The sequence below is a fragment of the Anoxybacteroides tepidamans genome, assembly GCF_014201465.1.
GTDB classification, from domain to species: Bacteria; Bacillota; Bacilli; order Bacillales; family Anoxybacillaceae; genus Anoxybacteroides; species Anoxybacteroides tepidamans.
On sequence record NZ_JACHEP010000032.1, the window covers coordinates 1 to 21,983 of the forward strand.

Genomic DNA, 21,983 nt, shown 5'->3' on the forward strand with positions numbered 1-21,983 from the left:
GTGAGAGGCATGATAGGCTTGTTGCCTATCGAAACACCTTGATGTGTCGCCTTTCGAGTGAAATCATGCCTCTAGAGGCTCCATGTCAAGACGCCTCAGATTTACCATTTGTCAATTTTTAAGTGGCTCACAAGGATGTAATCGGAGTGGCTCAAAATTCAATTAGCAAATACACCAGTCGACACATGGTAAAAAATAGGAGTTTCATTATTCTCGTTCGTTATACATTAGAAGTATGTCTATCGTTGTCTAAAGAAGAAATTCCTCGCATCGATCAACCATTGGAATGAGCGCAAGAAAACATTGTTTTCAGAGAAGCGTATCGCAAAGACGTGGCAGAGGTTACGCGGGACACAGACGTTTGAGTAAAAGGCTCGTTAATTGCTTTTCAAAAACGAACGCCTGCTAGGCGAGGAGTTTATTGTTCAAGGCCTAAACAATCGATCAAGTTTAGGCAAACCGTGTAAACGGTCGGTAAATCATACTTCCTGCCTAGTTTGGGCGTCCAGTATCTTCCGTGAGCTAGCCAGTGGCGAAATTGTAGGGTACTTTTATAGTCACTAATGTATGATTTTGCTTTCGGATATTGTTGTTTCCAGTTTTCTAAAATGTCATGCTCAAGAGAAGCATGTTCGCCTCTTTCTTTGTATATGGCACGGAATATACGGCTTAGAGAGTCCTTTTTGCGATTATATACCCGTGATAAATAATCTATTCGTAATTTTGCTTCTACGGCGACCAATAAGTCTAAGCATATCAAGTTTTCTAGTTCTTTGAGGTTGTCTTGAAAATATTGCTGCAATTCTGTTGGCGTCAAACCAATCCATTCTTCACTTATTTCTAGCCCCTTTTCAATACGTTCCTTATACACTAAAAGCGCACGTTTGCATAAATGGTAAAAATCAATAATGTCTTCAAGGTTTTTATTCTCCCCCGATAGAGTAATTCGTCTCTTCAATTTGCAATGACCCCTAATAAAGCATCCGAAAAGGAATCTTCATTTAAGTCAATGAATTGGATGTTTGGTGGGGGAGTAGCGATTTTCCAAGCATATTCCGTGTCCTTTAACGGTCGGATTTTTTCTAGCGCTTTGGTCATCTCATTATCGAACGAGACCGTGATTTTAGGGGACTTTGCTCGCTTATCCACTAATAAGAACCTTACATTTTCATTTTTGCCGATCATATCAATTCTTCCGTTGGCGCCGATGATATATTTGCCGACTGGTTCCACAACGACTTTTTGGTCTGGAAAGTTGATGTGTAATTTTTTTGTGGTGTACTCGCCAAGGTTTTCTTCTTGTATTTTTATTTCTTCCCAATTCAATGACAACAATTGTTTTTCTTGTAGCGGGGCAAGAAACGATTTGATTTGTTTATAGAACGATTCGATTTCATTTAACCATTGCTTCTTTATCTGTTCTCTATCGATTTGGTTCCGTTCTGCCTCCTCTTTTTTCCATTTTAAAAATTGTTCTAAATGTTCCATTCCCAATTTTTCCATCCCCCTTTACATTTGGATCTTTATTATATCTTATTGGATTGTTCATTTCACTAGGCAGCAACCGAAAGACCAATAAACCTCCTGTCACCAACCGCGCCCCTTGTTTTTAAAAATCAGCTAAATTGGAAGCTGCCCTCAAAAAGTCGTTTTACCGCTCTTTTCGGACAGCCTCTTCAAAAATCATCTTAGACGTAAAAGAAAAGATGACCCTCTTACCACTCTTGATCGCGGATATAGGCTTTGTTATAAATATCTTCCATTTCTTTTGGTAATCGCTTGCCGATACAAAGGATGTCAATTAGCTTTAATTGAGGGTTGATACGATATACTATCCGCATATCCGCCTTCTGTCCATGCGGTGGTCTTAATTTGGAATGGAACTTGTATTTCATCCAGCCGATCAGGGGAGGATATCGACAAGGGGCTCCTGCTTCGGGATCTTTTCGAATGAGTTGGATCGCCTTTTCAATACATATAGAAAGTTCATAAAAACCTTTTTCCAAAGGGAATTGTTCCAACAAGACGACAAAATCCATCGCGTAAATATCAGGGTGTAGTCGTATTTCCATTTCGGATGCGTTGAAACTCCTTTAGGATGGATCCTTCTTCATAAGCGATCCACTTCGTTTCTTGATGATCCGGATTTCTTTTCGCAAGGATTTCTGCAATTTCCAATTCCATGATCTTTTCCTCAAGTTCCTCAATTTGTTCCACCATTTTTTTATACAAATCGTAACTTAGGATAACTCCCAAGATGCCTTCGGAAAAATCAATCGCGAGCCGCTCTTTTTCCGCAATTTCTTCTTTTAACTTCTTTTGCGAGATCTCAAGCAGTTTGTTCGCTTTTATGATCTCATCAGGTGTAAAAGCGATTGGCATAAAATCACCTCTTTTTTTCTTCATTATTTTACCCCTTTTTATTATATCATTTTTATCCGAAATTTTGGACTGTTTTCCAATAAAATATTCAGGAACCGCCAAAAAAGACCGCCTTTTTATCTCAGATGATGAGAGGTCTTGTTCAAGAATGTTTTCGTCGAGGGAAACACTGTATTTTTAACAAGATGTATTTTATTTTCCAATTTTGAATATGATGGTAAATTAATAGACGAGGCGGATTAAATGAGACGTGGAGCGAGAAAGTGTTTGTTGAGTTGATGAGGTGGGCAGTTGCATGACAACGGCTTTATCCGAAGTGATGGATTGGTATGAAGCGACTGCGGAAATGCATTTTTAGCTCAGAGGCAATTGTTACTAAGAGGATCGATATTAAGCTCGAATAGTAAATTTATTGATTTATCACACCAAGAAATTTTTGAGAAAATGAAGCAAATAAAAATGAAACTTGATGATTTAGCTATTGTTTCACTCGTTTCTGTTTTTGAATCGCTCGTGCTAGAATATGTTACGCAAATGATCTCTTTTCCAAAAAAGAAAGAAGCATTAACGGTATTTGAAGAAAATTGGATTCGTTATGCGAAAAATCAAGTGGAGAGAGGCAGATTTACAGATATTCTTATTTATTCAAAGGGACGATTGATTCACAGTTGGTTGGTAACGTAAAGAAGGCATATCAATATCGAAATTGGGTAGCCCATGGGGAAAAAAAGGCGTCAAAAAAGAAAGTATGGATCCATTAACGGTATATGATATGTTAAGAGCTTTTTTAGAAAACATGTGGCTAATTTAAAGTTCTCATAACTCTCATAAGCAATAGCCCATTAGTTTGACGGGTTATTTTTCTTTGTCCCCTTTAAACTTCCTCTTCTTCATCCGATATAAACAATAGGAGTGTATTATAAAGGAGCGAAAAGAGATGACCATCGATCGTATTTCTTCTCAACCTTCTTTTTCGTTTTTGGATATAAGTAGCCAAAGGGCTTCGAATTCGACTACGGTGCCATCGCAACAGGCAGACGATCAGCCGAAAGCAGAAGCGCAGAAAGAGACGAAAGAATCGTCCAAGGAGTTATCAAAAGATCAACTTGAAAACATTATTAAAGGCATGAATGAGTTTTTGCAGCCGAGCCAGACGTCGATTAAGTTTGAATTGCACGATGAGTTAAAGGAATATTATGTGCAAATTGTCGACGAGCGGACGAAAGAAGTCATTCGCGAAATTCCGCCGAAAAAGCTGTTGGACATGTACGCAGCGATGATGGAATTTGTCGGGCTGATTGTGGATAAGAAAATTTAAGGATGGTGAATAAAATTATGAATACAATGCGCATTAGCGGCCTTGCAAGCGGCATGGATATTGACAAACTCGTCAGTGATTTAATGAAAGCGGAGCGTATACCGCTTGATAAGTTGTATCAAAAAAAGCAAATTCTTGAGTGGCAGCGCGATGATTATCGTTCGATGAATATATTATTGCAAGATTTAGATAGTTATATTTTTAATAATTTAACACTGCAAAGCAGTATGTTAAAAAAGAAGACAGTGAGTTCAGATGAAAGTGTTGTTACTGCGACAGCGAATACTTCGGCAGCCAATATTAGCACAAATTTAACTGTCACGAAAATCGCCACAGCAGCAACTTGGGTTTCTGCAGCTGCTTCTAGCTATACACCAAGCGGTACAGATACGACGTTGAAAATTAACGTGATAAACGGTGACGGCACGAGCCCAACAAATCCGGTGACGATTACGATCGCAGCCAATTCGTCGTTAGATGCGGTGATCTCTCAATTAAACAGCAATAGCGACCTTGGCATTACGGTGTTCCGCGATATACAGACAGGGAAAATTTCGATTACAAAGAAAGATACAGGAGCAGCAGCAAGTTTAGTGATGGGGGACGCAACGACGGCTTCGTTTTTCCAACAGCTTGGGTTTACAGGCGCTGCGAATGGTGCGGAATTGACAGGGAAAACAGCAGGTGTTGATGCACAATTTACGATTAATGGCCTTACGACAACTCGCTCAACGAACACGTTTACGATTAACAACGTGACATATACGCTCAAAAAAGCGGGCACTGCGACCGTTACGACGACAAATGATATAGATGCGACGTTCAATGTGATTAAAGGCTTTGTCGACAAATATAACGAAATTATCGGCAAAATTAATGCCAAAATATCAGAAGAACGGTATCGCGATTATCCACCGCTGACGGATGAGCAGAAGAAGTCGATGACAGATAAGCAAATCGAACTTTGGGAAGCAAAAGCAAAAAGCGGTCTTCTTCGCCGTGATTCGATTTTGTCAGGTGGCTTAAGCCAAATGCGCCTTGACGTCTACAGCAAAGTGAACGATCCAAAGATCAATCCAAATTATGATACCCTTTCGGAAATCGGGATTACGACATCAAGCAATTATCGTGACAACGGAAAACTAATCATCGATGAAACGAAATTGCGGGCGGCAATTGAAAAAGACCCGAATTCAGTGTATCAGTTATTTAATGCGAACGGTACGGCGTTTGATACGAAAGGCATCGCCCGCCGTCTGCGAGATACGATTAAAAGCACGATCGGCAAAGTCGAACAAAAAGCTGGCCGGACGGTTTGGACGAACCAACAATTTTCGATTGGTCGCGATTTGAATCTACTTAATAGCCAAATTGATGCGTTTAACAATCGCTTAAAGCAAATCGAAGACCGCTACTATCGGCAGTTTACGGCGATGGAGGAAGCGATTAATAAAGCGAACTCGCAAAGCGCATACTTAATGAACGCCTTTGGCGGCGGAACGAAATAATGAAAAGGAGTGTTGTCAATGGCTACAAACAATCCGTATCAATCGTATCAGGCCAACGCCGTGCAGACGGCATCACCGGGCGAGTTAACGCTTATGCTTTATAACGGTTGTTTAAAATTTATTAAAATGGCGCGCAAAGCGATTGAGGAAAACAATATTGAAGAACGCAATATGAATTTATTAAAAGCGCAAAAAATTATTCAAGAGCTGATGGTCACGCTCAACATGGACTATGAAGTGGCGAAACATATGATGACGATGTACGACTATATATATCGCCGGTTAGTGGAAGCAAATATTAAAAGCGATGCGGCGATTTTGGACGAAGTCGAAGGCTATGTGGCGGAGTTCCGTGATACGTGGAAACAAGTCATTCAATTAAATCGCCAGCGGCAATATGCGCAAGGTGGGCAAGTGTAGTGAATGTTGTAGTGGAATTATGGAAGGTGACGAAAGCGTTAGATGGGCTGCTCGAAAAACCAGTTGCCAAAGCAGGACGCGAGGAAACGATTGCGGCGATCGAGCAGCTGCTACAGCGCCGAGACGAGTTAATCGCACAGCTAGCGCCTCCATATAGCGAAGAAGAGGAGCGGCTCGGGCGAGAAATGGTCGCCCTCAATCAAACGATTGCGCAAAAACTGCAACAGCTCAAACAGCAAATTCAACAAGACTTAAAAGCGTTGAAGCAAAAAAAGAAAGCGAACGAAAACTATACGAATCCGTACCAAGAAGCCTTTTCGATGGACGGGATGTTTTATGATAAAAAAAGGTAGGTTATGAATATGATGAATTTAACTCTTGAGCAATTAGCCGTCGTCCGCCAATATGCGGCGCTGCTTGATACGGTCGAAGAAGGGTTTACGTATGTCGTGGAAAGTTTCCACAATTACGAACGAACACAAGGCGATGTCGTGTTAGCGGATATTTTTACGGCGTTTGGACAAATTGAAGCGACGAATAAGCGGTCGCTTGCTTCTTTTTTTGCGGAAGATCAGGCGATCATGGTGGAAATTGAGCGGTTTTCCGCTGTCATCGATGAAGCATGGAAGCTAGATGGCAAACTAGATGACCAAAATGCGAAGCAACACATTGTTGAAAATTATTTAGCCCCAGCGTTCGAAGCGTGGAAAACGAATATAATGGATCACTTGCGTCAATACGTTGAGCAATAATGCTGCTAGGAAGCTGACCTCAATATGCGAAGTCAGCTTCTTTTGCAAGCGGTTGGAATGTTGGGGAAAGGAAACGATAAAGGAGCTCGTTACTAGCAGAGCTCCTTTATACTGCTCTCACAATCGTCACGTTTATTTCTTTCCGCAAGTCGATTTCGTACGGGCTTTTGAGTTCTTCTCCGTACGGGTTTTGGATGATGCGGACGAGCGGTCGCAATGGAAAATCAGGGAAAATTTTCGCGACGACGCCGGTGTAGCCGGTGTTGAGTACGACGGTAGTGGCCACAGGGTAAATCGCCACATGGGAAAGAAACAACTTAATGAGCTCGTAATCAAACAAAACATTTCCGGTCGCGGATAAATATTCAGCGGCTTCGTGTGGCGAATATTGTTTGCGGTGATAACGCGCCGATGTCAGTGCGAATATTTGTTTAAAATTTCATATGCTTTTCCTAAATTAAACGACGAAACGCGATTCATCAATGATTTTTCATTAATGAGTGACGTCATCGTTTCATATACTTTTTTACAGCCTGCTTTCGGATTGCGGAGTTGAGCATCGGCCATGCCGTGATATCAAACGTATACCGGTCATCGATGTAAAGATATTGAATCCCTTTTTGCCTTAACGCGTGAATATACGGATCTGTCAATTTGACGCCTTTTGACAATAAAATCGCACCGTTCGCGCCAAAAATGTCGACAGCTAGTATATCGCCGCTTTTTGCTTCTGATATATGCAACTTGCGCATCGTCAAACACTCCGTATATAGTAAAATTGAACTAGAATAAACGGATGATTGCCTAAGTAAATATTACCACACAAACACCTTTGTTTCACAAAATTTTCAAAAAAACATTCGACGTTTGAAGAAGGATTTTGTAGGGGATTGTAGAATTATATGTATAACCTTTGATTAAAGGAGGCATACAGCGTATGAAGTACAACATTCGCGGTGAAAACATTGAGGTTACGCAAGCATTACGGGAGTATGCGGAGAAAAAAATCGGCAAATTAGAACGCTATTTTGAATCAACGGAAGGAGTAACAGTACACGTTAATTTAAAAGTATATAACGATAAACAAGCTAAAATTGAAGTAACGATTCCGATGCCGCAATTAGTGTTGCGCGCCGAAGAACGCCATGATGATATGTATGCGGCGATCGATTTAGTGACGGATAAATTAGAGCGCCAAATCCGGAAACATAAAACGAAAGTAAACCGGAAATGGCGAGATAAAGAGGCAAAACATGTGTTTGCGCCAAACGACGTTTCGACTGCACCGGCTGAACCGGAAGAAGAGGAATTTGAGCTTGTGCGGACGAAGCGATTTAGCTTAAAACCGATGGACAGCGAAGAAGCGATTTTGCAAATGAATATGCTTGGCCATAACTTTTTCGTCTTTACAAACGCGGAAACAAACCGTACGAACATCGTCTACCGCCGCAAAGACGGCCGATACGGCTTAATTGAAACGAACTAACGCACACACCCTCTGTCGCTTTTTGACAGAGGGTGTTATACTACTATTTGGAAGGAGGTGAGGGAGGATGGAGGCCATTTTGCGCGAAATTTTAGCGAAAGTGACGAATATTGAAAGTAGTTTCATGTCTTTTCAAGAAGAAGTGCGCGACCGGTTCACCCAGATTGACAAGCGATTCGAGCTGATCGATGTTCGGTTTGCGGAGATTGACAAGCGATTCGAGCAGATCGATGCTCGGTTTGCGGAGATTGACAAGCGATTCGAGCAGATTGATGCTCGGTTTGCGGAGATTGACAAGCGATTCGAGCAGATTGATGCTCGGTTTGCGGAGATTGACAAGCGATTCGAGCAGATCGATGCTCGGTTTGCGGAGATTGATAAGCGATTTGAGCAAATGGATGCTCGGTTTGCGGAGATTGATAAGCGGTTCGAACAGATTGATGACCGATTTGCGGCAATCGATAAGCGGTTCGCCCAGATGGACGAGCGATTCGCCCACATGGAAACTCGATTAGGTGCGCTTGAACAAGAGATGAAAGAGACAAACAAGCGCATCAGCCGTCTTGAGGAGGAAATGCGTGACGTCAAGGCGCGGCTTGAGCACGTAGAAACGCAATTAGGCGAGGTAAAAGAAACGGTGCAACGACTAGAAATTCAACTAGCCGATGATGTACATGCATTATTGCAAAATATTTATAAAAAGATTGATGAAAAAGGGTTTGAAATTTATGCCTTGAATAAACGTTTATTAAGGGTCGAAGCAACCATTGAACAACTGCAATCGCAAGTGTAACCTATCCAGCGCGAACGCTGGCTTTTCTTTTTCCGCTTTTCCCCCCTCCTTTCCGCGTCTTAGTTGTCACCTATTCCTGTAAATGATATCATGTAAGTTAGTGATTCTATCTGAAATAAGGAGCGTTCAGTATGCTTGGAGTATTAAAAAAGGTGTTTGATCCGAACAAGCGCCAAATCCACCGGTTAGAAAAAATGGCAGAGCAAGTCGATGCGCTCGGTTCGGAAATGGCGAAGCTTTCCGATGAAGCGTTGCGCCAAAAAACGGAGGAATTTAAAGCGCGCTACCAACAAGGGGAATTGCTTGACGATTTATTAGTCGAAGCGTTTGCCGTCGTGCGCGAAGGAGCGAAGCGCGTCCTTGGCATGTATCCATATAAAGTGCAAATTATGGGCGGTATCGTCTTGCATGAAGGCAATATTGCCGAAATGAAAACAGGGGAAGGGAAAACGTTAACGGCAACGATGCCGGTCTATTTAAATGCGCTTACAGGCAAAGGCGTGCACGTCGTGACGGTGAACGAGTATCTTGCGAGCCGCGACGCGACCGAAATGGGCAAATTATATGAGTTTTTAGGCTTGACGGTCGGCCTAAATTTAACCGGCATGTCGCGCGAAGAAAAACAAGCGGCGTACAATGCTGATATTACGTACGGAACGAATAACGAATTCGGCTTCGACTACTTGCGTGACAATATGGTGCTGTATAAAGAGCATATGGTGCAGCGGCCGCTTCATTTTGCCGTCATCGACGAAGTGGACTCGATTTTAATTGACGAAGCGCGCACGCCGCTTATCATTTCCGGCACGGCGCAAAAATCAACGAAGCTGTACATTCAGGCGAATGCGTTCGTTCGCACGTTGAAAAAAGACGTCGACTATACGTACGATGAAAAAACGAAAAGCGTACAGCTAACGGAAGAAGGAATTACAAAAGCGGAGCGGGCGTTTGGCATCGACAACTTGTTTGATTTAAAGCATGTGACGCTCAACCACCACATTAACCAAGCGTTAAAAGCGCATGTGACGATGCACCGCGACGTTGATTATGTGGTCGAAGACGGAAAAGTCGTGATCGTTGACCCGTTTACCGGCCGTCTTATGCGAGGGCGCCGCTATAGTGACGGCTTGCATCAAGCGATTGAAGCAAAAGAAGGACTCGAAATTCAAAACGAGTCGATGACGCTCGCGACGATTACGTTCCAAAACTACTTCCGCATGTACGAAAAACTAGCAGGAATGACCGGTACAGCGAAAACGGAAGAAGAAGAGTTTCGCAACATTTACAACATGCAAGTCGTCGTCATTCCGACAAACAAACCGGTCATTCGCGAAGACCGTCCGGATTTAATCTATAAAACGATGGAAGGAAAATTCCATGCGGTTGTGGAAGACATTGCCGAACGCCATAAGAAAGGGCAGCCGGTGCTTGTCGGGACGGTAGCGATTGAAACATCCGAACTGATTTCGAATATGTTAAAGAAACGCGGCATTCCGCACAACGTGTTAAACGCGAAAAACCATGCGAAAGAAGCGGAAATTATCGCGCAGGCGGGTCAAAAAGGCGCGGTCACGATCGCAACCAACATGGCCGGCCGCGGAACGGATATTAAACTCGGCGAAGGCGTGAAAGAACTCGGCGGATTGGCAGTCATTGGTACGGAGCGCCATGAAAGCCGCCGCATTGATAATCAGCTGCGCGGCCGTTCGGGACGCCAAGGCGACCCAGGGGTGTCCCAGTTTTATTTATCGTTAGAAGACGAGCTTATGCGCCGCTTCGGTTCAGAAAACTTAATGGCGATGATGGACCGCTTAGGCATGGACGATTCGCAGCCAATTCAAAGCAAAATGGTGACGAAAGCGGTCGAATCGGCGCAAAAACGGGTCGAAGGCAACAATTTCGATGCGCGTAAGCAGTTGTTGCAATATGACGACGTTTTGCGTGAGCAGCGCGAAATTATTTACCGTCAGCGCTTTGAAGTATTGGATTCAGAAAATCTTCGCGACATCGTCGAAAAAATGATTCAATCGGTCATTGAACGCGTTGTGAACGCGCATACGCCGAGCGAAGAAATGCCGGAAGATTGGGATTTAAAAGGCATTATCGACTATGTTAACGCAAATCTTTTGCCGGAAGGCGATGTCACGGTCAATGACTTGCGCGGCAAAGAGCCGGAAGAAATGATCGAATTCATTTGGCAAAAAGTAAAAATGCGCTATGACGAAAAAGAGCAGCAAATTGTGCCAGAGCAAATGCGCGAATTTGAGCGCGTCATCGTGCTTCGCGCCGTCGATATGAAATGGATGGATCACATTGACGCGATGGAGCAACTGCGCCAAGGCATCCATTTGCGAGCGTACGGTCAAGTCGACCCACTTCGTGAATATCAAATGGAAGGGTATGCGATGTTTGAAGCGATGATCGCTTCCATTGAAGAAGAAGTCGCGAAATATATTATGAAAGCGGAAATTCACAACAACCTTGAACGCCAAGAAGTTGCCAAAGGCGAAGCGGTTCATCCGAAAGAAGACGAAGGGGAAGTCAAACGGAAACCGGTGCGAAAGGCTCTGAACATCGGCCGCAACGATCCGTGCATTTGCGGAAGCGGCAAAAAATATAAAAATTGCTGCGGAAAAAACGCATAAAAAACAAAGTGAGGGGGGAGCCTCTCGCTTTGTTTTTGTCCCGTTGATTGTTTAAAAACCATCCAGTAAAATGATGAACGAGGTGAACGTCAATGATTGATTTAATAGAAGTGAAGCAAGATTTAGAAAAAATGGCTAAGCGATTAGCGGATATTAGGGGGTCTCTTTGACCTCGATGAGAAAGAGGCGCGCATTCAGGAGTTAGAAGAGCAAATGGCTGCGCCCGATTTTTGGGATGATCAGAAAGCGGCACAAGCGGTCATTAGTGAAGTAAATGCACTGAAAGAGTTAGTGGGCGAGTTTCGCCAGTTAGAAGAGCGATTTGAAAATTTGGAAGTGACATATGAGCTCGTCAAAGAAGAGCCGGATGAAGATTTGCAGCAAGAGCTTGTTGCGGAGGCGAAAAAGCTGACAAAAGATTTTAGCGAATTTGAGCTGCAGCTTTTATTAAACGAACCTTATGATAAAAACAATGCGATTTTAGAGCTTCACCCGGGAGCGGGCGGAACAGAATCGCAAGACTGGGGTTCGATGCTTCTCCGCATGTATACGCGGTGGGCGGAGAAAAAAGGATTTAAAGTGGAAACGCTCGACTATTTGCCGGGCGAGGAAGCGGGCATTAAAAGCGTCACTCTTTTGATTAAAGGGCATAATGCTTACGGCTATTTAAAAGCAGAAAAAGGTGTGCACCGCCTTGTGCGCATTTCGCCGTTCGACGCTTCCGGACGCCGCCATACGTCGTTCGTATCTTGCGAAGTCATGCCGGAGTTTGACGATGATATTGAAGTGGAGATTCGTCCCGACGAAATTAAAATCGATACGTACCGCTCAAGCGGCGCAGGCGGCCAGCACGTCAACACGACCGATTCCGCCGTACGGATTACACATATTCCGACCGGCATTGTCGTGACGTGCCAGTCGGAGCGGTCGCAAATTAAAAACCGCGAAAAAGCGATGAATATGTTAAAAGCGAAGCTCTATCAGAAAAAAATGGAAGAGCAGCAAGCTGAGCTTGCGGAAATCCGCGGGGAGCAAAAAGAAATCGGCTGGGGCAACCAAATTCGCTCGTACGTCTTCCATCCGTATTCGCTCGTCAAAGACCATCGCACGAACACGGAAGTCGGCAACGTCCAAGCGGTCATGGACGGCGAAATTGATGTGTTTATTGACGCCTATTTGCGCTCCAAATTAAAGTAAAGGGTGATCGTTTGATCGCCTTTTTCTTTTTTACTTTATTATAGTAAACTGTTATTGCGTTAATCGGATGGCATTTACTTGAAAAAAAGGGCATGCTATACTCACGAAGGAAGGTGGGGAAAGCATGAGAAAAAAGAGAGACAAAACGTTGCATCCAACGGTCGAAGCGATCATCGAATACGTATACATATTAATCGGCTCAGCGATTGTGGCGGTTGCGTTTAATTTGTTTTTATTGCCGAACCGCGTCGCCTCCGGCGGAGTGAGCGGCATTAGCACGATTTTGCATGCGACGCTTGGCTGGCAGCCGGCTTATGTGCAATGGGCATTTAACATTCCGTTATTTATTGCTGGAGTGGTGTTGCTCGGCAGACAGTTTGGGCTGAAAACGCTAGTTGGCACGTTATTTTTGCCGTTTGTCGTATATTTGACGAAAGATGTCGAACCAGCGACACACGATCCGCTTCTCGGCTCGCTTTTTGGCGGAATCGGCGTCGGCATCGGCTTAGGACTCGTGTTTCGTGGCAAAGCATCGACGGGCGGAACGGATTTAGCGGCGCAAATCATTCATAAATATACCGGGTTATCGCTTGGAACGTGCGTCATTTTGATCGATGGATTGATTGTACTAACCGCAGCGATTGTATTTGATATTGAGCGGGCATTATATGCGCTGATCGGCTTGTTTGTCACAAGCAAAATGGTCGATTTCGTCCAGGTTGGCTTTGGCTATTCGAAAATGGCGATGATTATTACGAACAAAGAAGAAGAAGTGCGGACAGCGATTTTGCATAAAATTAACCGTGGAGTGACGAAATTGTCAGGATATGGCGGATATACGGAACACGAACGGCCGGTGCTTATGTGTGTTGTTGAGCAAACAGAGTTCACGAAATTGAAACAATTAGTGAAAAGCATTGATCCATCGGCATTTGTCGTCGTGATGGATGCTGCCGAAGTGCTTGGGGAAGGATTTAAACGAGCGTAAAAAATGAAAAAATCGGTTATAATAGAATTGTATGCAATTTCTACAGGGGGGAGTTCGTTCATGAAAGTGAAGGTAGTTAGTCTATTATTAGGCACGTCACTTGTGCTAGCTGCTTGTGGCGGGGGGAATGGAGCGAGCAATAACAAAGACAGCGGAGGTTCAACCGCATCTGCGGCAGAACAAGTGTACCAACAAAGCTGCGCGAGCTGTCATGGCCAAAATTTAGAAGGAAAAATAGGACCGAATTTACAAAAAGTAGGAAGTAAATACTCGAAGGACGAAATTAAACAAATTATTGAAAAAGGGCGCGGCGGTATGCCAGCTGGCGTCATTCAAGGCGACGATGTCGATAAAGTAGCTGAATGGCTAGCATCGAAAAAATAAACGTAAGCGATCCGGTATCTATAGATGCCGGATTGTTTTTTTTGGGAACGTTTGCGCGTAATAGTTTTGAAATATAAATGTAAACAAAAAACAGCTCGGATCATGTTATAATATGTTTTGTGGAATTTTGTATAAATAGCACGAGACAAATCGAATCATGACATCCATGATGACTTTTCAAAATAAGGTGATTAAAAATGATTGAAATGAAAGATGTATATAAAACGTATTCAAATGGCGTCATTGCGTTGAATGGAATTAACGTTCGTATTAAGCAAGGGGAGTTTGTATATGTCGTTGGTCCGAGCGGTGCCGGAAAATCGACATTTATTAAAATGATGTACCGCGAAGAAAAACCGACGAGCGGTTCAATTATGATTAACGGCGTAAACCTTGCCAAACTGAAAGACAATAAGGTGCCGTTATTGCGCCGGCATATAGGAGTGGTGTTCCAAGATTTTAAATTGCTTCCTAAGCTAACGGTATATGAAAATGTAGCGTTTGCTTTGGAAGTAATTGAAGAATCGCCGAAAATTATTAAAAAGAAAGTAATGGAAGTGTTAGATTTAGTTGGTTTGAAGCATAAGGCTCGCTTTTACCCGAATGAGCTTTCTGGCGGCGAGCAGCAGCGCGTATCGATTGCGCGCTCGATCGTCAATTCGCCGAAAATCGTCATTGCCGATGAACCGACAGGAAACTTGGACCCAGACAATTCATGGGGCATTATGGAACTTTTTGAAACGATTAATAATCGTGGAACAACGATTGTGATGGCCACGCATAACCGCGAGATCGTCAATACGATTAAAAAGCGCGTCATTGCGATCGAAAACGGGAAAATCGTCCGCGATGAGGCGAGGGGGGAATACGGGTATGACAATTAACACCCTCAGACGCCATATGCGGGAAAGCTTGAAAAGTCTCGGCCGCAACGGCTGGATGACGTTTGCTTCGATCAGCGCGGTGACGGTGACGCTTTTGCTTGTTGGCGTCTTTCTCGTCATCATGTTTAATATGAACCATTTTGCGAACAAAATCGAAAGCGATGTCGAAATTCGCGTTTACATTGATGTGACGGCAACGGACAAAGATAAGCAGGCGTTAAAGGCGCAAATTGAAGCTATTCCGGAAGTGAAAGACGTTCAATATTCATCGAAAGAGCAAGAACTCAAAAATTTAATTAAGAGTTTTGGTGAAGAAGGATCCTCGTTCCGTCTGTTTGAACAAGACAATCCTTTGAGCGATGTGTATGTCGTGAAAACAGCGAAGCCGACGGATACGATGAAGGTTGCCAAGAAAATTGAGACGTTTAAGTTTGCTCATAAAGTGAAATACGGACAAGGACAGGTCGAAAAGCTGTTTAAAACGTTGCGTGTTGCTAGAAACATCGGATTAGGTTTAATTGTCGGGTTGTTATTTACAGCGATGTTTTTAATCTCAAATACCATTAAAATTACGATTTTTGCGCGCCGCCGTGAAATCGAGATTATGAGATTAGTAGGAGCGACGAATGGATTTATCCGCTGGCCGTTTTTCCTTGAAGGATTATGGCTTGGCATTATCGGTGCGATTGTGCCGATTGTGTTGATTTCGTTCGTGTACTATAACATGTACGAATTTTTAAAGCCAAAGGTAACTGTTCCGTTTTTGCAGCTTCTTCCGTTTGATCCGTTTATGTGGAAGATTAGCGCAGTTTTATTAGTGCTCGGTGCGTGCATCGGCGTATGGGGAAGCATGATGTCGGTTCGGAAATTTTTAAAAGTTTAGTAGAGGGAAAGGGGAATAAAGTCGTGAAGCAAAAGATCATGTCGTTAGCGGTAGCGGCCGTGGTTGGTGTGACAAGCTTTTCGCCTTATGTGGCGGCTGCGGTGAGCAATCAAGAAATTCAACAGAAGCGAAATGCGATTAACAGCATTCAATCGAAACAGTCTTCTTTGCAAAGAAAAATGAGCAAAGCCGATCAACAAATTGAACAGTTACAGACACAGCAAGCGCAACTCGCGGAAGAAATGAAGAAGTTAGATATGGCCGTATCCGAAACGAGTGAAAAAATTGGTAATTTATCGCAAACGATCGATGACACGAAGCAAGACATTCAAGTGTTGAAGAAAGAAATTGCCGAAGTGCAAGCGCGTATTGAAAAACGAAACGAACTGTTGAAAGAGCGGGTTCGTTCGTTGCAGCAAAGCGGCGGGGTGATTAGCTATCTTGATGTATTATTAGGTTCGCAAAGCTTCAGCGATTTCATTAACCGCATTAGTGCTGTCACGACGATTTTTGAGGCCGACAAACAAATTATAAAAGAACAAGAAGCGGATAAAGCGTTGAAAGAAAAAAAGGAAAATGAGCTGACGTCTAAATTGACGGCGTTACAAAACGATTTAAAAGAGCTTGAACAATTAAAACAAACATTGAATCAGCAAATGGATGAAAAGGGACAGCTCATCGCTCGTTTAAAACAGCAGGAGCAGGATGTTAGTGAACAAAAACTAGCGTTAGCGGAAGAGCAGGAATTGCTAAAAAAACAAGAAGCGGCGATTCGGGCGCAGCTCCAGCAATTGCTTGTAAAACAACAACAAGAAGCGGCTCGTTCATCGAGTTCATCGAACAGTTCGAGTAGCAATGTGCCGCCAGTAACGAGTGGTGCGTTTATGTGGCCAGCAGCCGGTTCGGTTACATCTGGTTTTGGTCCGCGCGGCGGAGAATATCATTACGGAATTGACATTGCGAAACGTGGAGAGAGCGTACCAGTTGTAGCCGCAGCCGACGGTTATGTTTTCCGTTCCTATTATTCTAGCAGCTATGGAAACGTTGTATTCATTTCTCACGTTATTAATGGGCAAGTATATACAACCGTTTATGCCCATATGGCCTCTCGATTAGTAAGTGAAGGTCAAACAGTAAGCAAAGGACAAATAATCGGCTACACGGGGAATACAGGACAGTCGTGGGGTGTGCATCTTCACTTCGAACTGCACCGCGGTCCGTGGAATGCCGCGAAATCCAATGCGGTGAATCCGCTAAGCTATATAAATTGAACCGAAGAATTTGTATTGATATGGTATAGAAATACACAATTTGTCTAGATCGCTACGATGACAAGTTGTGTATTTTTTTTTAGTATTCAGCCGTTTATATATAAATACAACTGGGAGGTTTAACTTATGGCGGACGAAAAAGTAGACTCCCTATTTTTTCGACTGTCGGAGGCAAGTCTATGACTTGCTTTTGTCACGCCTTCGCGTGACAGAGGACAGACAGTCGAAACATACCGATTACTCCATAAAAGACGAAAACGTTAAAGTTCCAAATTGCATTTATATAATTTATAAGACAAAATGCAAGAGGTTGATTGAAAAAGTATTAGCTGATTATAGTAGTTTATGGATTTATTCAGCATGCTAAGCGTAAGTTGTAAATATTTCTGATTAATTTTAATGAACTTTTTCCCCACAACTATAGTCTTTTTATATAAATGCAATTTGGAACTTTAACGTTTTCGGCTTTTATGGAGTAATCGGTATGTTTCGACTGTCGGGTGACCGAACAACACCGCTTCCAGACAAATGCATTTGTCTGTGAAGCGGTTGGTTGTTCGGTCCTCTGTCACGCGAAGGCGTGACGAAGGCAAGTCACAGACTTGCGGCCGACAGTCGAAAAAATAGGGAGTCTACTTTTTCATCCGCCATAAGTTAAACCTCCCAGTTGTATTTATATAGATGGAAACATAAATACGAGGGGAGAAAAATATGAATTTCGATTTTCAACTGTTTCAAGCGATCAATCAATTTGCAGGCAATTACCCTATATTCGATCAAAGCATCGTTCTTTTTTCAAAGTACGGGCCGTTATTTTTTGGACTTGTTCTGCTAGGGATTTGGTTTGCGAAAAAAGGAAAGATAGAAGATAATCGTCGTACCGTGTTATTAGCTGTCACTGCTGCGATCATTGCGTTGGCAATTAACCAATTGATTGGAGCCATTTATTTTCGACCAAGACCGTTTGTGGATCATCCGGTTACACTTCTTATAGAAAAGTCTATGGATCCGTCTTTCCCGAGCGATCATGCGACAGGTGCATTTGCGTTGGCGCTGACGGTCTTCTGGAGAAATCGTAAATTCGGTTCCGGTATGTTGGTCATGGCTCTTTTTCTCGCCGTATCGAGGGTGTATGTAGGAACGCATTATCCGCTTGATGTTATCGGAGGTGCGTTGACGGGATTAATCGGAGCATGGTTCGCTGCATCGCAAAAAGACAGATTGGAACCGATATTCAAATGGATTGTCGATCAATGGAAAAAGATAGAGATGAAAACATTAAACAAAAGTATGTAGTTTCGAGCTGATTGGGGTTGAGATTGTGTGGACCAAGAACTAAGGCAGTTAATTCTTGAGGCAAAACAAGGGAACACTGAATCGTTCGCGCAATTAATGAGCCGATTTAAGGGGCACGTATTCCGGCAGGCGTACGCTATGCTTCATGACCCGGCAGAAGCTCAAGACGTTTCACAAGAAGCTTTCATTAAGGCATATTATTCCCTAGAGGCATTGCAGAACGAGTACGCCTTTTCATCTTGGATTGCTCGTATTGTATCTCGCTTGTGTCATGATCGCATTCAGAAAAAAAGAAAAGAAGAAGTGATCGAACGAGAACATATTCTAAAGGAAAGTACTCACTCAAAATCGATGGACCATTTGTTGTTGCGGATTCATCTCGAAGAGGCTATGCAAAAACTTTCTCCTGAACACCGGGAGATTATTGTATTACGCGATATCCAAGGCTTTACTTATGATGAAATTGCAGAAATTCTACAAATACCGGTTGGCACAGTGAAATCACGTATCCATGTGGCTCGACTCACTTTACGAAATGAACTTTCAAAGTAGGAGGGGATGGCGGAATGCAAGAACATGTGGAAGAATTGATTTCTTCCTATATAGATGGTGAGGTAACGGACGACGAGCGTCAGTTGATCGAATCTCATTTACAAAACTGTAATCAATGCCAAGTATTGATGGAAGAAATGGTTACAATGAAAAACAATGTCTTCTTAGTCTACGAATTTGTTGAAATTCCACAAAGCTTTGAAGAAAACGTTCTTGCCGTCATTGGTGCTGATCAAACGGCAAAGGATACTTTACGTATTAAGATGTCATGGTTCGTTTTTACTTTTTTCATTGCCTTAACTTTGATAATCGTGTTCGCATTGTCTCCTATTGGCATTTTTATTGTTTCGCTTTCGTCTTCCGTCTTTAGCATTATGTTTAGTCTTTTGCGAGTGATCCCGACTTTAATCAGTTCGGTGCCTCAGCTGTTAGTTGGCATTTCCATTTTTTTTGTTGTTTTGTTCGTCGCATCGACTTGGTTTTTACGACGCCTGTTGTTCGTGCAAAAAGTGACGTAAGGGGGCGAATATTGTGAAACAAAAGTTCGTTCAGATCGTATTTTTCTTGATTTTAAGTGTAATGATCGTGTTCAAGTCCTCGATCGTATTTGCGGCTGAAAATGTGTTTGATGGTCAGGATACGGTGTTAACGGAAACACAAAGAGTAGAGAATGTTGTCATTATTGGTGGGAATGCAACCATTTACGGCTCGGTACGCGACGCGGTCATTGTCCTTAACGGTGATCTCAATATTAAATCATCGGCCCGCATTAAGGGGTTAGTGCTTGTAATTGGTGGAAAAATCATTCAAGAGCCCGGAGCCCAATTAACTGATAATGTATTGAATATTAATTTTAATCAGGCGACGGCAAATAGCTTGTTCATCGGAGGTATTTTTGTTGCGGGTGTCTGGTTTTTCCGGTTTATTTTAAGTATGATGTTAATCATCTTACCGGTTGTAACTTTTCTTATGGCAAAGGATCGATTAGAGCCATTCATATCAGTGGCTCGTTTGTCACTTAGGAGAGCGTTTCTCATCGGTGTCGTTATCAATATCTTGTTCATCGCAATTTGCATCTTGTTATCGGTCACGATCATTGGTCTTCCTATTGCTGTGTTATTGCTGCTATTCACTCTGTTTGTATTTTTAGTTGGTTTCACTGCCGTTAGTCAAATTGTCGGCGAGTGGATGCCTAGAATTTCTGACAAGCCTAGATGGTTAAAGGTTCTCGGAGGAGCTCTTCTTTTGACAGCCGGAATCAATTTTCCTTTAATCGGTGTCATCATACTTCTGTCACTCTTCTGGGTTTCTTTAGGTTCAGTCACCTTGTTATTTTGGGGAAAACGAAAACAAGGGTGACAATATGTAAAAACGATGGAATCATATGTCGAGATTTCTACAACAATATGTTTGAGTAATTTGGATCGTTTTTCCATTGCTATACAAAGCAAAAAAGAAAGCATCATAAAAGTTTTGGGAAATAATAATGGAAAATCTTTTGGAGGAGAGAAAAATTTGGGGTTCGTGACTGCTTGGGTCGATCAATACGGATACATGGTCTTGTTTTTTGCCCTTATGCTAGAACTCATTGCACTACCAGTACCTGGTGAAGTTTTGATGAGTTATTCCGGTTTTCTTGTGTCACAAGGACGGTTACATTGGTTGGCAAGTATTCTATTCGCCGGAATCGGAGGCTCAATCGGAATGACCGTTGCGTATTTGGTGGGATACAAATTAGGCACTCCTTTTTTTTACAAATATGGCCGTCGGTTTCATTTGGGACCTGATAGATTAGAAAAAATTTCTAGATGGTTCAGTAAATACGGCAACAAAATGTTGATTATAGGATACTTCATTCCTGGTGTCCGCCACATCACAGGCTATTTCGCAGGGATCACACGGATTCCTTTCCGATCCTATGCCTTATATGCTTATCTTGGGGCATTCATATGGACAAGTACGTTTATTTCCCTCGGGAAAATTTTGGGTCCAAAATGGGCAGAGTTTCACGGTTCTATAAAAAAGTATTTGATTATGATAGGGATTGTTGCAGCTGCTGTTTTAGCTATTGTCTACTTTTACAGAGTGTACAAACAGCAAATTTTAGATGCTGAACGATCGGTATTGGAACGGTTACTAGAGAGGCTTCATTCCCTAGGTCGTGTCAAATTTCTCATAGCCGGTGCTGCAACATTTTTTTTCGTTTTTTTCATTTTGATGTTAGGTTTGATTCAAGATTATTTAGGAAACGAGTTTTCTCGATTTGACCAAATCGGCACGTTTCTAGTCCATGCGGTTTTTGAAGAAACATGGACACCATGGATGAAAAAAGTTTCGCTACTTTCATCATATAAAGTGTTGATTCCTATTATTGTCTTAACACTTTGCTGGATTTGGATAAAAGAAAAAGATCGATGGTTAGAAATTGGTTTTTTATTTTTCGTCGCCATTGGTGGGGAAATCTTGGACGAAGGATTGCGAAGAATTTTTCACCGTATCGGTCCCGCAAGTACGTTAACAGCGGAAAAACTCCCTTATACTTTTCCTAGTGAACAATCTTTGATAGTGTTAACCGTTTTTGGGTTTATATTTTTCTTATTAGCCCGACATTCGCAAAAAACTTGGATTCGAACACTATTACCTTCAGTTGTACTTGCGGCCGCCATTCTTGTAGGACTCAGTCGAGTGTATTTAGGTGTTCAATATCCGAGCGATGTCGTAGCTGGGTATGTGTTTGGCGGAGTGTGGTTGAGTCTAAATATAGTATTATTAGAAATCTTTAGGCAGTTACAAAAAGTCTAGATCCATAGGGATTTTTTATGGTGAGCGAACTTTTTTCTCCTGTTTTTCATAAATGGAAGGATAATACAGCTTAATGTATTTTTCACACGAGTGGTGGTTATCGATTATTTTCTGTCAAAATAATGGGTTCATGAGCGAAAATGCGGAATAGTGAGGCTGAACACAAGCTTTTTTGTCTAATTCCTCGAACAAGAACGCCAGCGGGCTCACTCACTTCTTTGCCCGCAAGCGTAATGGCAGATTTTCTATGGCAGTCGTTCGGTCCGACGATTGCTTTTGGATCACTAGCAATTTTGGCTGCACTATTGATGATGGTGTTTCGCATTTAAAAGAGCATTCCTGTTAGAAAGGTTTTGGGGGACTTGAAAGAAAAAAGCCCTCTTGGTATGATGCAGGGGTACCAACAAACACCTATCATCAGA

27 protein-coding genes are annotated in these 21,983 nt (G+C 42.6%); 20 read left to right on the top strand and 7 right to left on the bottom strand.

Translation table 11 applies throughout. The features are described 5' to 3' along the window. Positions 1-418 precede the first annotated feature (418 nt). The 4 genes from HNQ34_RS16055 to HNQ34_RS16070 all read right to left on the bottom strand — a co-directional run bounded on the left by HNQ34_RS16055 (position 419) and on the right by HNQ34_RS16070 (position 2,406). Positions 419-958, bottom strand: coding sequence for a hypothetical protein (locus tag HNQ34_RS16055; protein WP_183256364.1), 540 nt, complete (start codon positions 956-958; stop codon positions 419-421). Then, positions 955-1,494: a hypothetical protein gene (locus HNQ34_RS16060; RefSeq protein ID WP_183256365.1), complete on the bottom strand. Its 540-nt coding sequence runs from the start codon at positions 1,492-1,494 to the stop codon at positions 955-957. The genes HNQ34_RS16055 and HNQ34_RS16060 overlap by 4 nt, the downstream gene beginning before the upstream one ends. Before the next feature lie 221 nt (positions 1,495-1,715). After that, complete coding sequence (locus HNQ34_RS16065) at positions 1,716-2,039, bottom strand: type II toxin-antitoxin system RelE/ParE family toxin (RefSeq protein ID WP_183256366.1); 324 nt, start codon at positions 2,037-2,039, stop codon at positions 1,716-1,718. A 10-nt stretch (positions 2,040-2,049) separates the two neighbouring features. After that, complete coding sequence (locus tag HNQ34_RS16070) at positions 2,050-2,406, bottom strand: hypothetical protein (RefSeq protein ID WP_183256367.1); 357 nt, start codon at positions 2,404-2,406, stop codon at positions 2,050-2,052. Between the two features lie 435 nt (positions 2,407-2,841). Here HNQ34_RS16070 and HNQ34_RS16075 point away from each other — a divergent pair, with 435 nt between their 5' ends. From HNQ34_RS16075 to HNQ34_RS16100, 6 genes are all read left to right on the top strand, one after another. Next, on the top strand, positions 2,842-3,066 hold the full coding sequence (locus tag HNQ34_RS16075) for a hypothetical protein (RefSeq protein ID WP_183256368.1): 225 nt from the start codon (positions 2,842-2,844) through the stop codon (positions 3,064-3,066). Between the two features lie 253 nt (positions 3,067-3,319). Next, positions 3,320-3,700 carry a flagellar protein FlaG gene (flaG, locus tag HNQ34_RS16080; RefSeq protein ID WP_183256369.1) on the top strand — a complete coding sequence of 127 codons (381 nt, stop codon included), beginning with the start codon at positions 3,320-3,322 and terminating at the stop codon, positions 3,698-3,700. Positions 3,701-3,714: 14 nt separating this feature from the next. Beyond that, positions 3,715-5,208, top strand: coding sequence for a flagellar hook-associated protein 2 (locus HNQ34_RS16085; RefSeq protein ID WP_183256385.1), 1,494 nt, complete (start codon positions 3,715-3,717; stop codon positions 5,206-5,208). Positions 5,209-5,226: 18 nt separating this feature from the next. Next, positions 5,227-5,628, top strand: a complete 402-nt coding sequence (fliS, locus tag HNQ34_RS16090) for a flagellar export chaperone FliS (protein ID WP_183256370.1) — start codon at positions 5,227-5,229, stop codon at positions 5,626-5,628. After that, positions 5,628-5,981: a flagellar protein FliT gene (locus tag HNQ34_RS16095; RefSeq protein ID WP_183256371.1), complete on the top strand. Its 354-nt coding sequence runs from the start codon at positions 5,628-5,630 to the stop codon at positions 5,979-5,981. Before fliS ends, HNQ34_RS16095 begins: the two co-directional genes overlap by 1 nt. Positions 5,982-5,990: 9 nt before the next feature. Then, complete coding sequence (locus HNQ34_RS16100; RefSeq protein ID WP_183256372.1) at positions 5,991-6,380, top strand: hypothetical protein; 390 nt, start codon at positions 5,991-5,993, stop codon at positions 6,378-6,380. 106 nt (positions 6,381-6,486) lie between these two features. On the opposite strand, the gene HNQ34_RS17630 is transcribed toward HNQ34_RS16100, so the two are convergent. Together HNQ34_RS17630 and HNQ34_RS17635 are read right to left on the bottom strand one after the other, a co-directional pair. Beyond that, complete coding sequence (locus HNQ34_RS17630) at positions 6,487-6,696, bottom strand: hypothetical protein (RefSeq protein ID WP_246364288.1); 210 nt, start codon at positions 6,694-6,696, stop codon at positions 6,487-6,489. A gap of 190 nt (positions 6,697-6,886) precedes the next feature. Next, on the bottom strand, positions 6,887-7,132 hold the full coding sequence (locus HNQ34_RS17635) for a hypothetical protein (RefSeq protein ID WP_246364291.1): 246 nt from the start codon (positions 7,130-7,132) through the stop codon (positions 6,887-6,889). 185 nt (positions 7,133-7,317) lie between these two features. Between HNQ34_RS17635 and hpf the strand changes: the two genes are divergently transcribed. The 14 genes from hpf (at position 7,318) to HNQ34_RS16175 (ending at position 21,561) form a co-directional block, all read left to right on the top strand. Then, positions 7,318-7,866 carry a ribosome hibernation-promoting factor, HPF/YfiA family gene (gene hpf, locus HNQ34_RS16110; RefSeq protein WP_183256373.1) on the top strand — a complete coding sequence of 183 codons (549 nt, stop codon included), beginning with the start codon at positions 7,318-7,320 and terminating at the stop codon, positions 7,864-7,866. Between the two features lie 67 nt (positions 7,867-7,933). Then, entirely contained in the window at positions 7,934-8,659 is a 726-nt protein-coding gene (locus tag HNQ34_RS16115; protein ID WP_183256374.1) for a hypothetical protein, read from the top strand. A 131-nt stretch (positions 8,660-8,790) separates the two neighbouring features. Continuing rightward, complete coding sequence (gene secA / locus HNQ34_RS16120) at positions 8,791-11,304, top strand: preprotein translocase subunit SecA (protein ID WP_183256375.1); 2,514 nt, start codon at positions 8,791-8,793, stop codon at positions 11,302-11,304. Between the two features lie 92 nt (positions 11,305-11,396). After that, positions 11,397-12,501 (top strand): peptide chain release factor 2 gene (gene prfB, locus HNQ34_RS16125; protein WP_221277470.1). Its coding sequence is split into 2 segments (ribosomal slippage): positions 11,397-11,471 and positions 11,473-12,501, totalling 1,104 coding nucleotides; the frame shifts between segments, so codons are not numbered across the junction. Between the two features lie 124 nt (positions 12,502-12,625). Then, complete coding sequence (locus HNQ34_RS16130) at positions 12,626-13,489, top strand: YitT family protein (RefSeq protein WP_183256376.1); 864 nt, start codon at positions 12,626-12,628, stop codon at positions 13,487-13,489. Between the two features lie 60 nt (positions 13,490-13,549). After that, entirely contained in the window at positions 13,550-13,873 is a 324-nt protein-coding gene (gene cccB, locus HNQ34_RS16135) for a cytochrome c551 (RefSeq protein WP_183256377.1), read from the top strand. Between the two features lie 197 nt (positions 13,874-14,070). Next, positions 14,071-14,757 carry a cell division ATP-binding protein FtsE gene (ftsE, locus tag HNQ34_RS16140; RefSeq protein WP_183256378.1) on the top strand — a complete coding sequence of 229 codons (687 nt, stop codon included), beginning with the start codon at positions 14,071-14,073 and terminating at the stop codon, positions 14,755-14,757. Then, the gene (ftsX, locus tag HNQ34_RS16145; protein ID WP_183256379.1) at positions 14,747-15,640 is read left to right on the top strand and encodes a permease-like cell division protein FtsX; all 894 of its coding nucleotides are present in this window, start codon (positions 14,747-14,749) and stop codon (positions 15,638-15,640) included. Before ftsE ends, ftsX begins: the two co-directional genes overlap by 11 nt. Positions 15,641-15,678: 38 nt before the next feature. Beyond that, on the top strand, positions 15,679-16,911 hold the full coding sequence (locus HNQ34_RS16150) for a murein hydrolase activator EnvC family protein (RefSeq protein WP_183256387.1): 1,233 nt from the start codon (positions 15,679-15,681) through the stop codon (positions 16,909-16,911). Between the two features lie 711 nt (positions 16,912-17,622). Next, positions 17,623-18,207: an undecaprenyl-diphosphatase gene (locus tag HNQ34_RS16155; protein WP_183256380.1), complete on the top strand. Its 585-nt coding sequence runs from the start codon at positions 17,623-17,625 to the stop codon at positions 18,205-18,207. 27 nt (positions 18,208-18,234) lie between these two features. Further along, positions 18,235-18,759: an RNA polymerase sigma factor gene (locus HNQ34_RS16160; protein WP_183256381.1), complete on the top strand. Its 525-nt coding sequence runs from the start codon at positions 18,235-18,237 to the stop codon at positions 18,757-18,759. Positions 18,760-18,773: 14 nt separating this feature from the next. Then, positions 18,774-19,277: an anti-sigma factor family protein gene (locus HNQ34_RS16165; RefSeq protein WP_183256382.1), complete on the top strand. Its 504-nt coding sequence runs from the start codon at positions 18,774-18,776 to the stop codon at positions 19,275-19,277. A 13-nt stretch (positions 19,278-19,290) separates the two neighbouring features. Next, positions 19,291-20,118, top strand: coding sequence for a hypothetical protein (locus HNQ34_RS16170; protein ID WP_183256383.1), 828 nt, complete (start codon positions 19,291-19,293; stop codon positions 20,116-20,118). A 15-nt stretch (positions 20,119-20,133) separates the two neighbouring features. After that, positions 20,134-21,561, top strand: coding sequence for a bifunctional DedA family/phosphatase PAP2 family protein (locus HNQ34_RS16175; protein ID WP_246364293.1), 1,428 nt, complete (start codon positions 20,134-20,136; stop codon positions 21,559-21,561). Between the two features lie 97 nt (positions 21,562-21,658). On the opposite strand, the gene HNQ34_RS16180 is transcribed toward HNQ34_RS16175, so the two are convergent. After that, entirely contained in the window at positions 21,659-21,886 is a 228-nt protein-coding gene (locus HNQ34_RS16180) for a hypothetical protein (protein WP_183256384.1), read from the bottom strand. Positions 21,887-21,983: the final 97 nt, after the last annotated feature.

What these genes read in the sequence shown, in the direction of transcription:
- HNQ34_RS16150 (WP_183256387.1), top strand. Translation starts at nt 15,679, where the DNA reads ATGTCGTTAGCGGTAGCGGCCGTGGTTGGTGTGACAAGCTTTTCGCCT.
- fliS (WP_183256370.1), top strand. Translation starts at nt 5,227, where the DNA reads ATGGCTACAAACAATCCGTATCAATCGTATCAGGCCAACGCCGTGCAG.
- ftsE (WP_183256378.1), top strand. Translation starts at nt 14,071, where the DNA reads ATGATTGAAATGAAAGATGTATATAAAACGTATTCAAATGGCGTCATT.
- HNQ34_RS17635 (WP_246364291.1), bottom strand. Translation starts at nt 7,132, where the DNA reads ATGCGCAAGTTGCATATATCAGAAGCAAAAAGCGGCGATATACTAGCT.
- HNQ34_RS16070 (WP_183256367.1), bottom strand. Translation starts at nt 2,406, where the DNA reads ATGAAGAAAAAAAGAGGTGATTTTATGCCAATCGCTTTTACACCTGAT.
- hpf (WP_183256373.1), top strand. Translation starts at nt 7,318, where the DNA reads ATGAAGTACAACATTCGCGGTGAAAACATTGAGGTTACGCAAGCATTA.
- HNQ34_RS16165 (WP_183256382.1), top strand. Translation starts at nt 18,774, where the DNA reads ATGCAAGAACATGTGGAAGAATTGATTTCTTCCTATATAGATGGTGAG.
- HNQ34_RS16130 (WP_183256376.1), top strand. Translation starts at nt 12,626, where the DNA reads ATGAGAAAAAAGAGAGACAAAACGTTGCATCCAACGGTCGAAGCGATC.
- HNQ34_RS16065 (WP_183256366.1), bottom strand. Translation starts at nt 2,039, where the DNA reads ATGGATTTTGTCGTCTTGTTGGAACAATTCCCTTTGGAAAAAGGTTTT.
- flaG (WP_183256369.1), top strand. Translation starts at nt 3,320, where the DNA reads ATGACCATCGATCGTATTTCTTCTCAACCTTCTTTTTCGTTTTTGGAT.
- secA (WP_183256375.1), top strand. Translation starts at nt 8,791, where the DNA reads ATGCTTGGAGTATTAAAAAAGGTGTTTGATCCGAACAAGCGCCAAATC.
- HNQ34_RS16180 (WP_183256384.1), bottom strand. Translation starts at nt 21,886, where the DNA reads ATGCGAAACACCATCATCAATAGTGCAGCCAAAATTGCTAGTGATCCA.
- HNQ34_RS16175 (WP_246364293.1), top strand. Translation starts at nt 20,134, where the DNA reads ATGGAATCATATGTCGAGATTTCTACAACAATATGTTTGAGTAATTTG.
- cccB (WP_183256377.1), top strand. Translation starts at nt 13,550, where the DNA reads ATGAAAGTGAAGGTAGTTAGTCTATTATTAGGCACGTCACTTGTGCTA.
- ftsX (WP_183256379.1), top strand. Translation starts at nt 14,747, where the DNA reads ATGACAATTAACACCCTCAGACGCCATATGCGGGAAAGCTTGAAAAGT.
- HNQ34_RS16115 (WP_183256374.1), top strand. Translation starts at nt 7,934, where the DNA reads ATGGAGGCCATTTTGCGCGAAATTTTAGCGAAAGTGACGAATATTGAA.
- HNQ34_RS16075 (WP_183256368.1), top strand. Translation starts at nt 2,842, where the DNA reads ATGAAACTTGATGATTTAGCTATTGTTTCACTCGTTTCTGTTTTTGAA.
- HNQ34_RS16155 (WP_183256380.1), top strand. Translation starts at nt 17,623, where the DNA reads ATGAATTTCGATTTTCAACTGTTTCAAGCGATCAATCAATTTGCAGGC.
- HNQ34_RS16100 (WP_183256372.1), top strand. Translation starts at nt 5,991, where the DNA reads ATGATGAATTTAACTCTTGAGCAATTAGCCGTCGTCCGCCAATATGCG.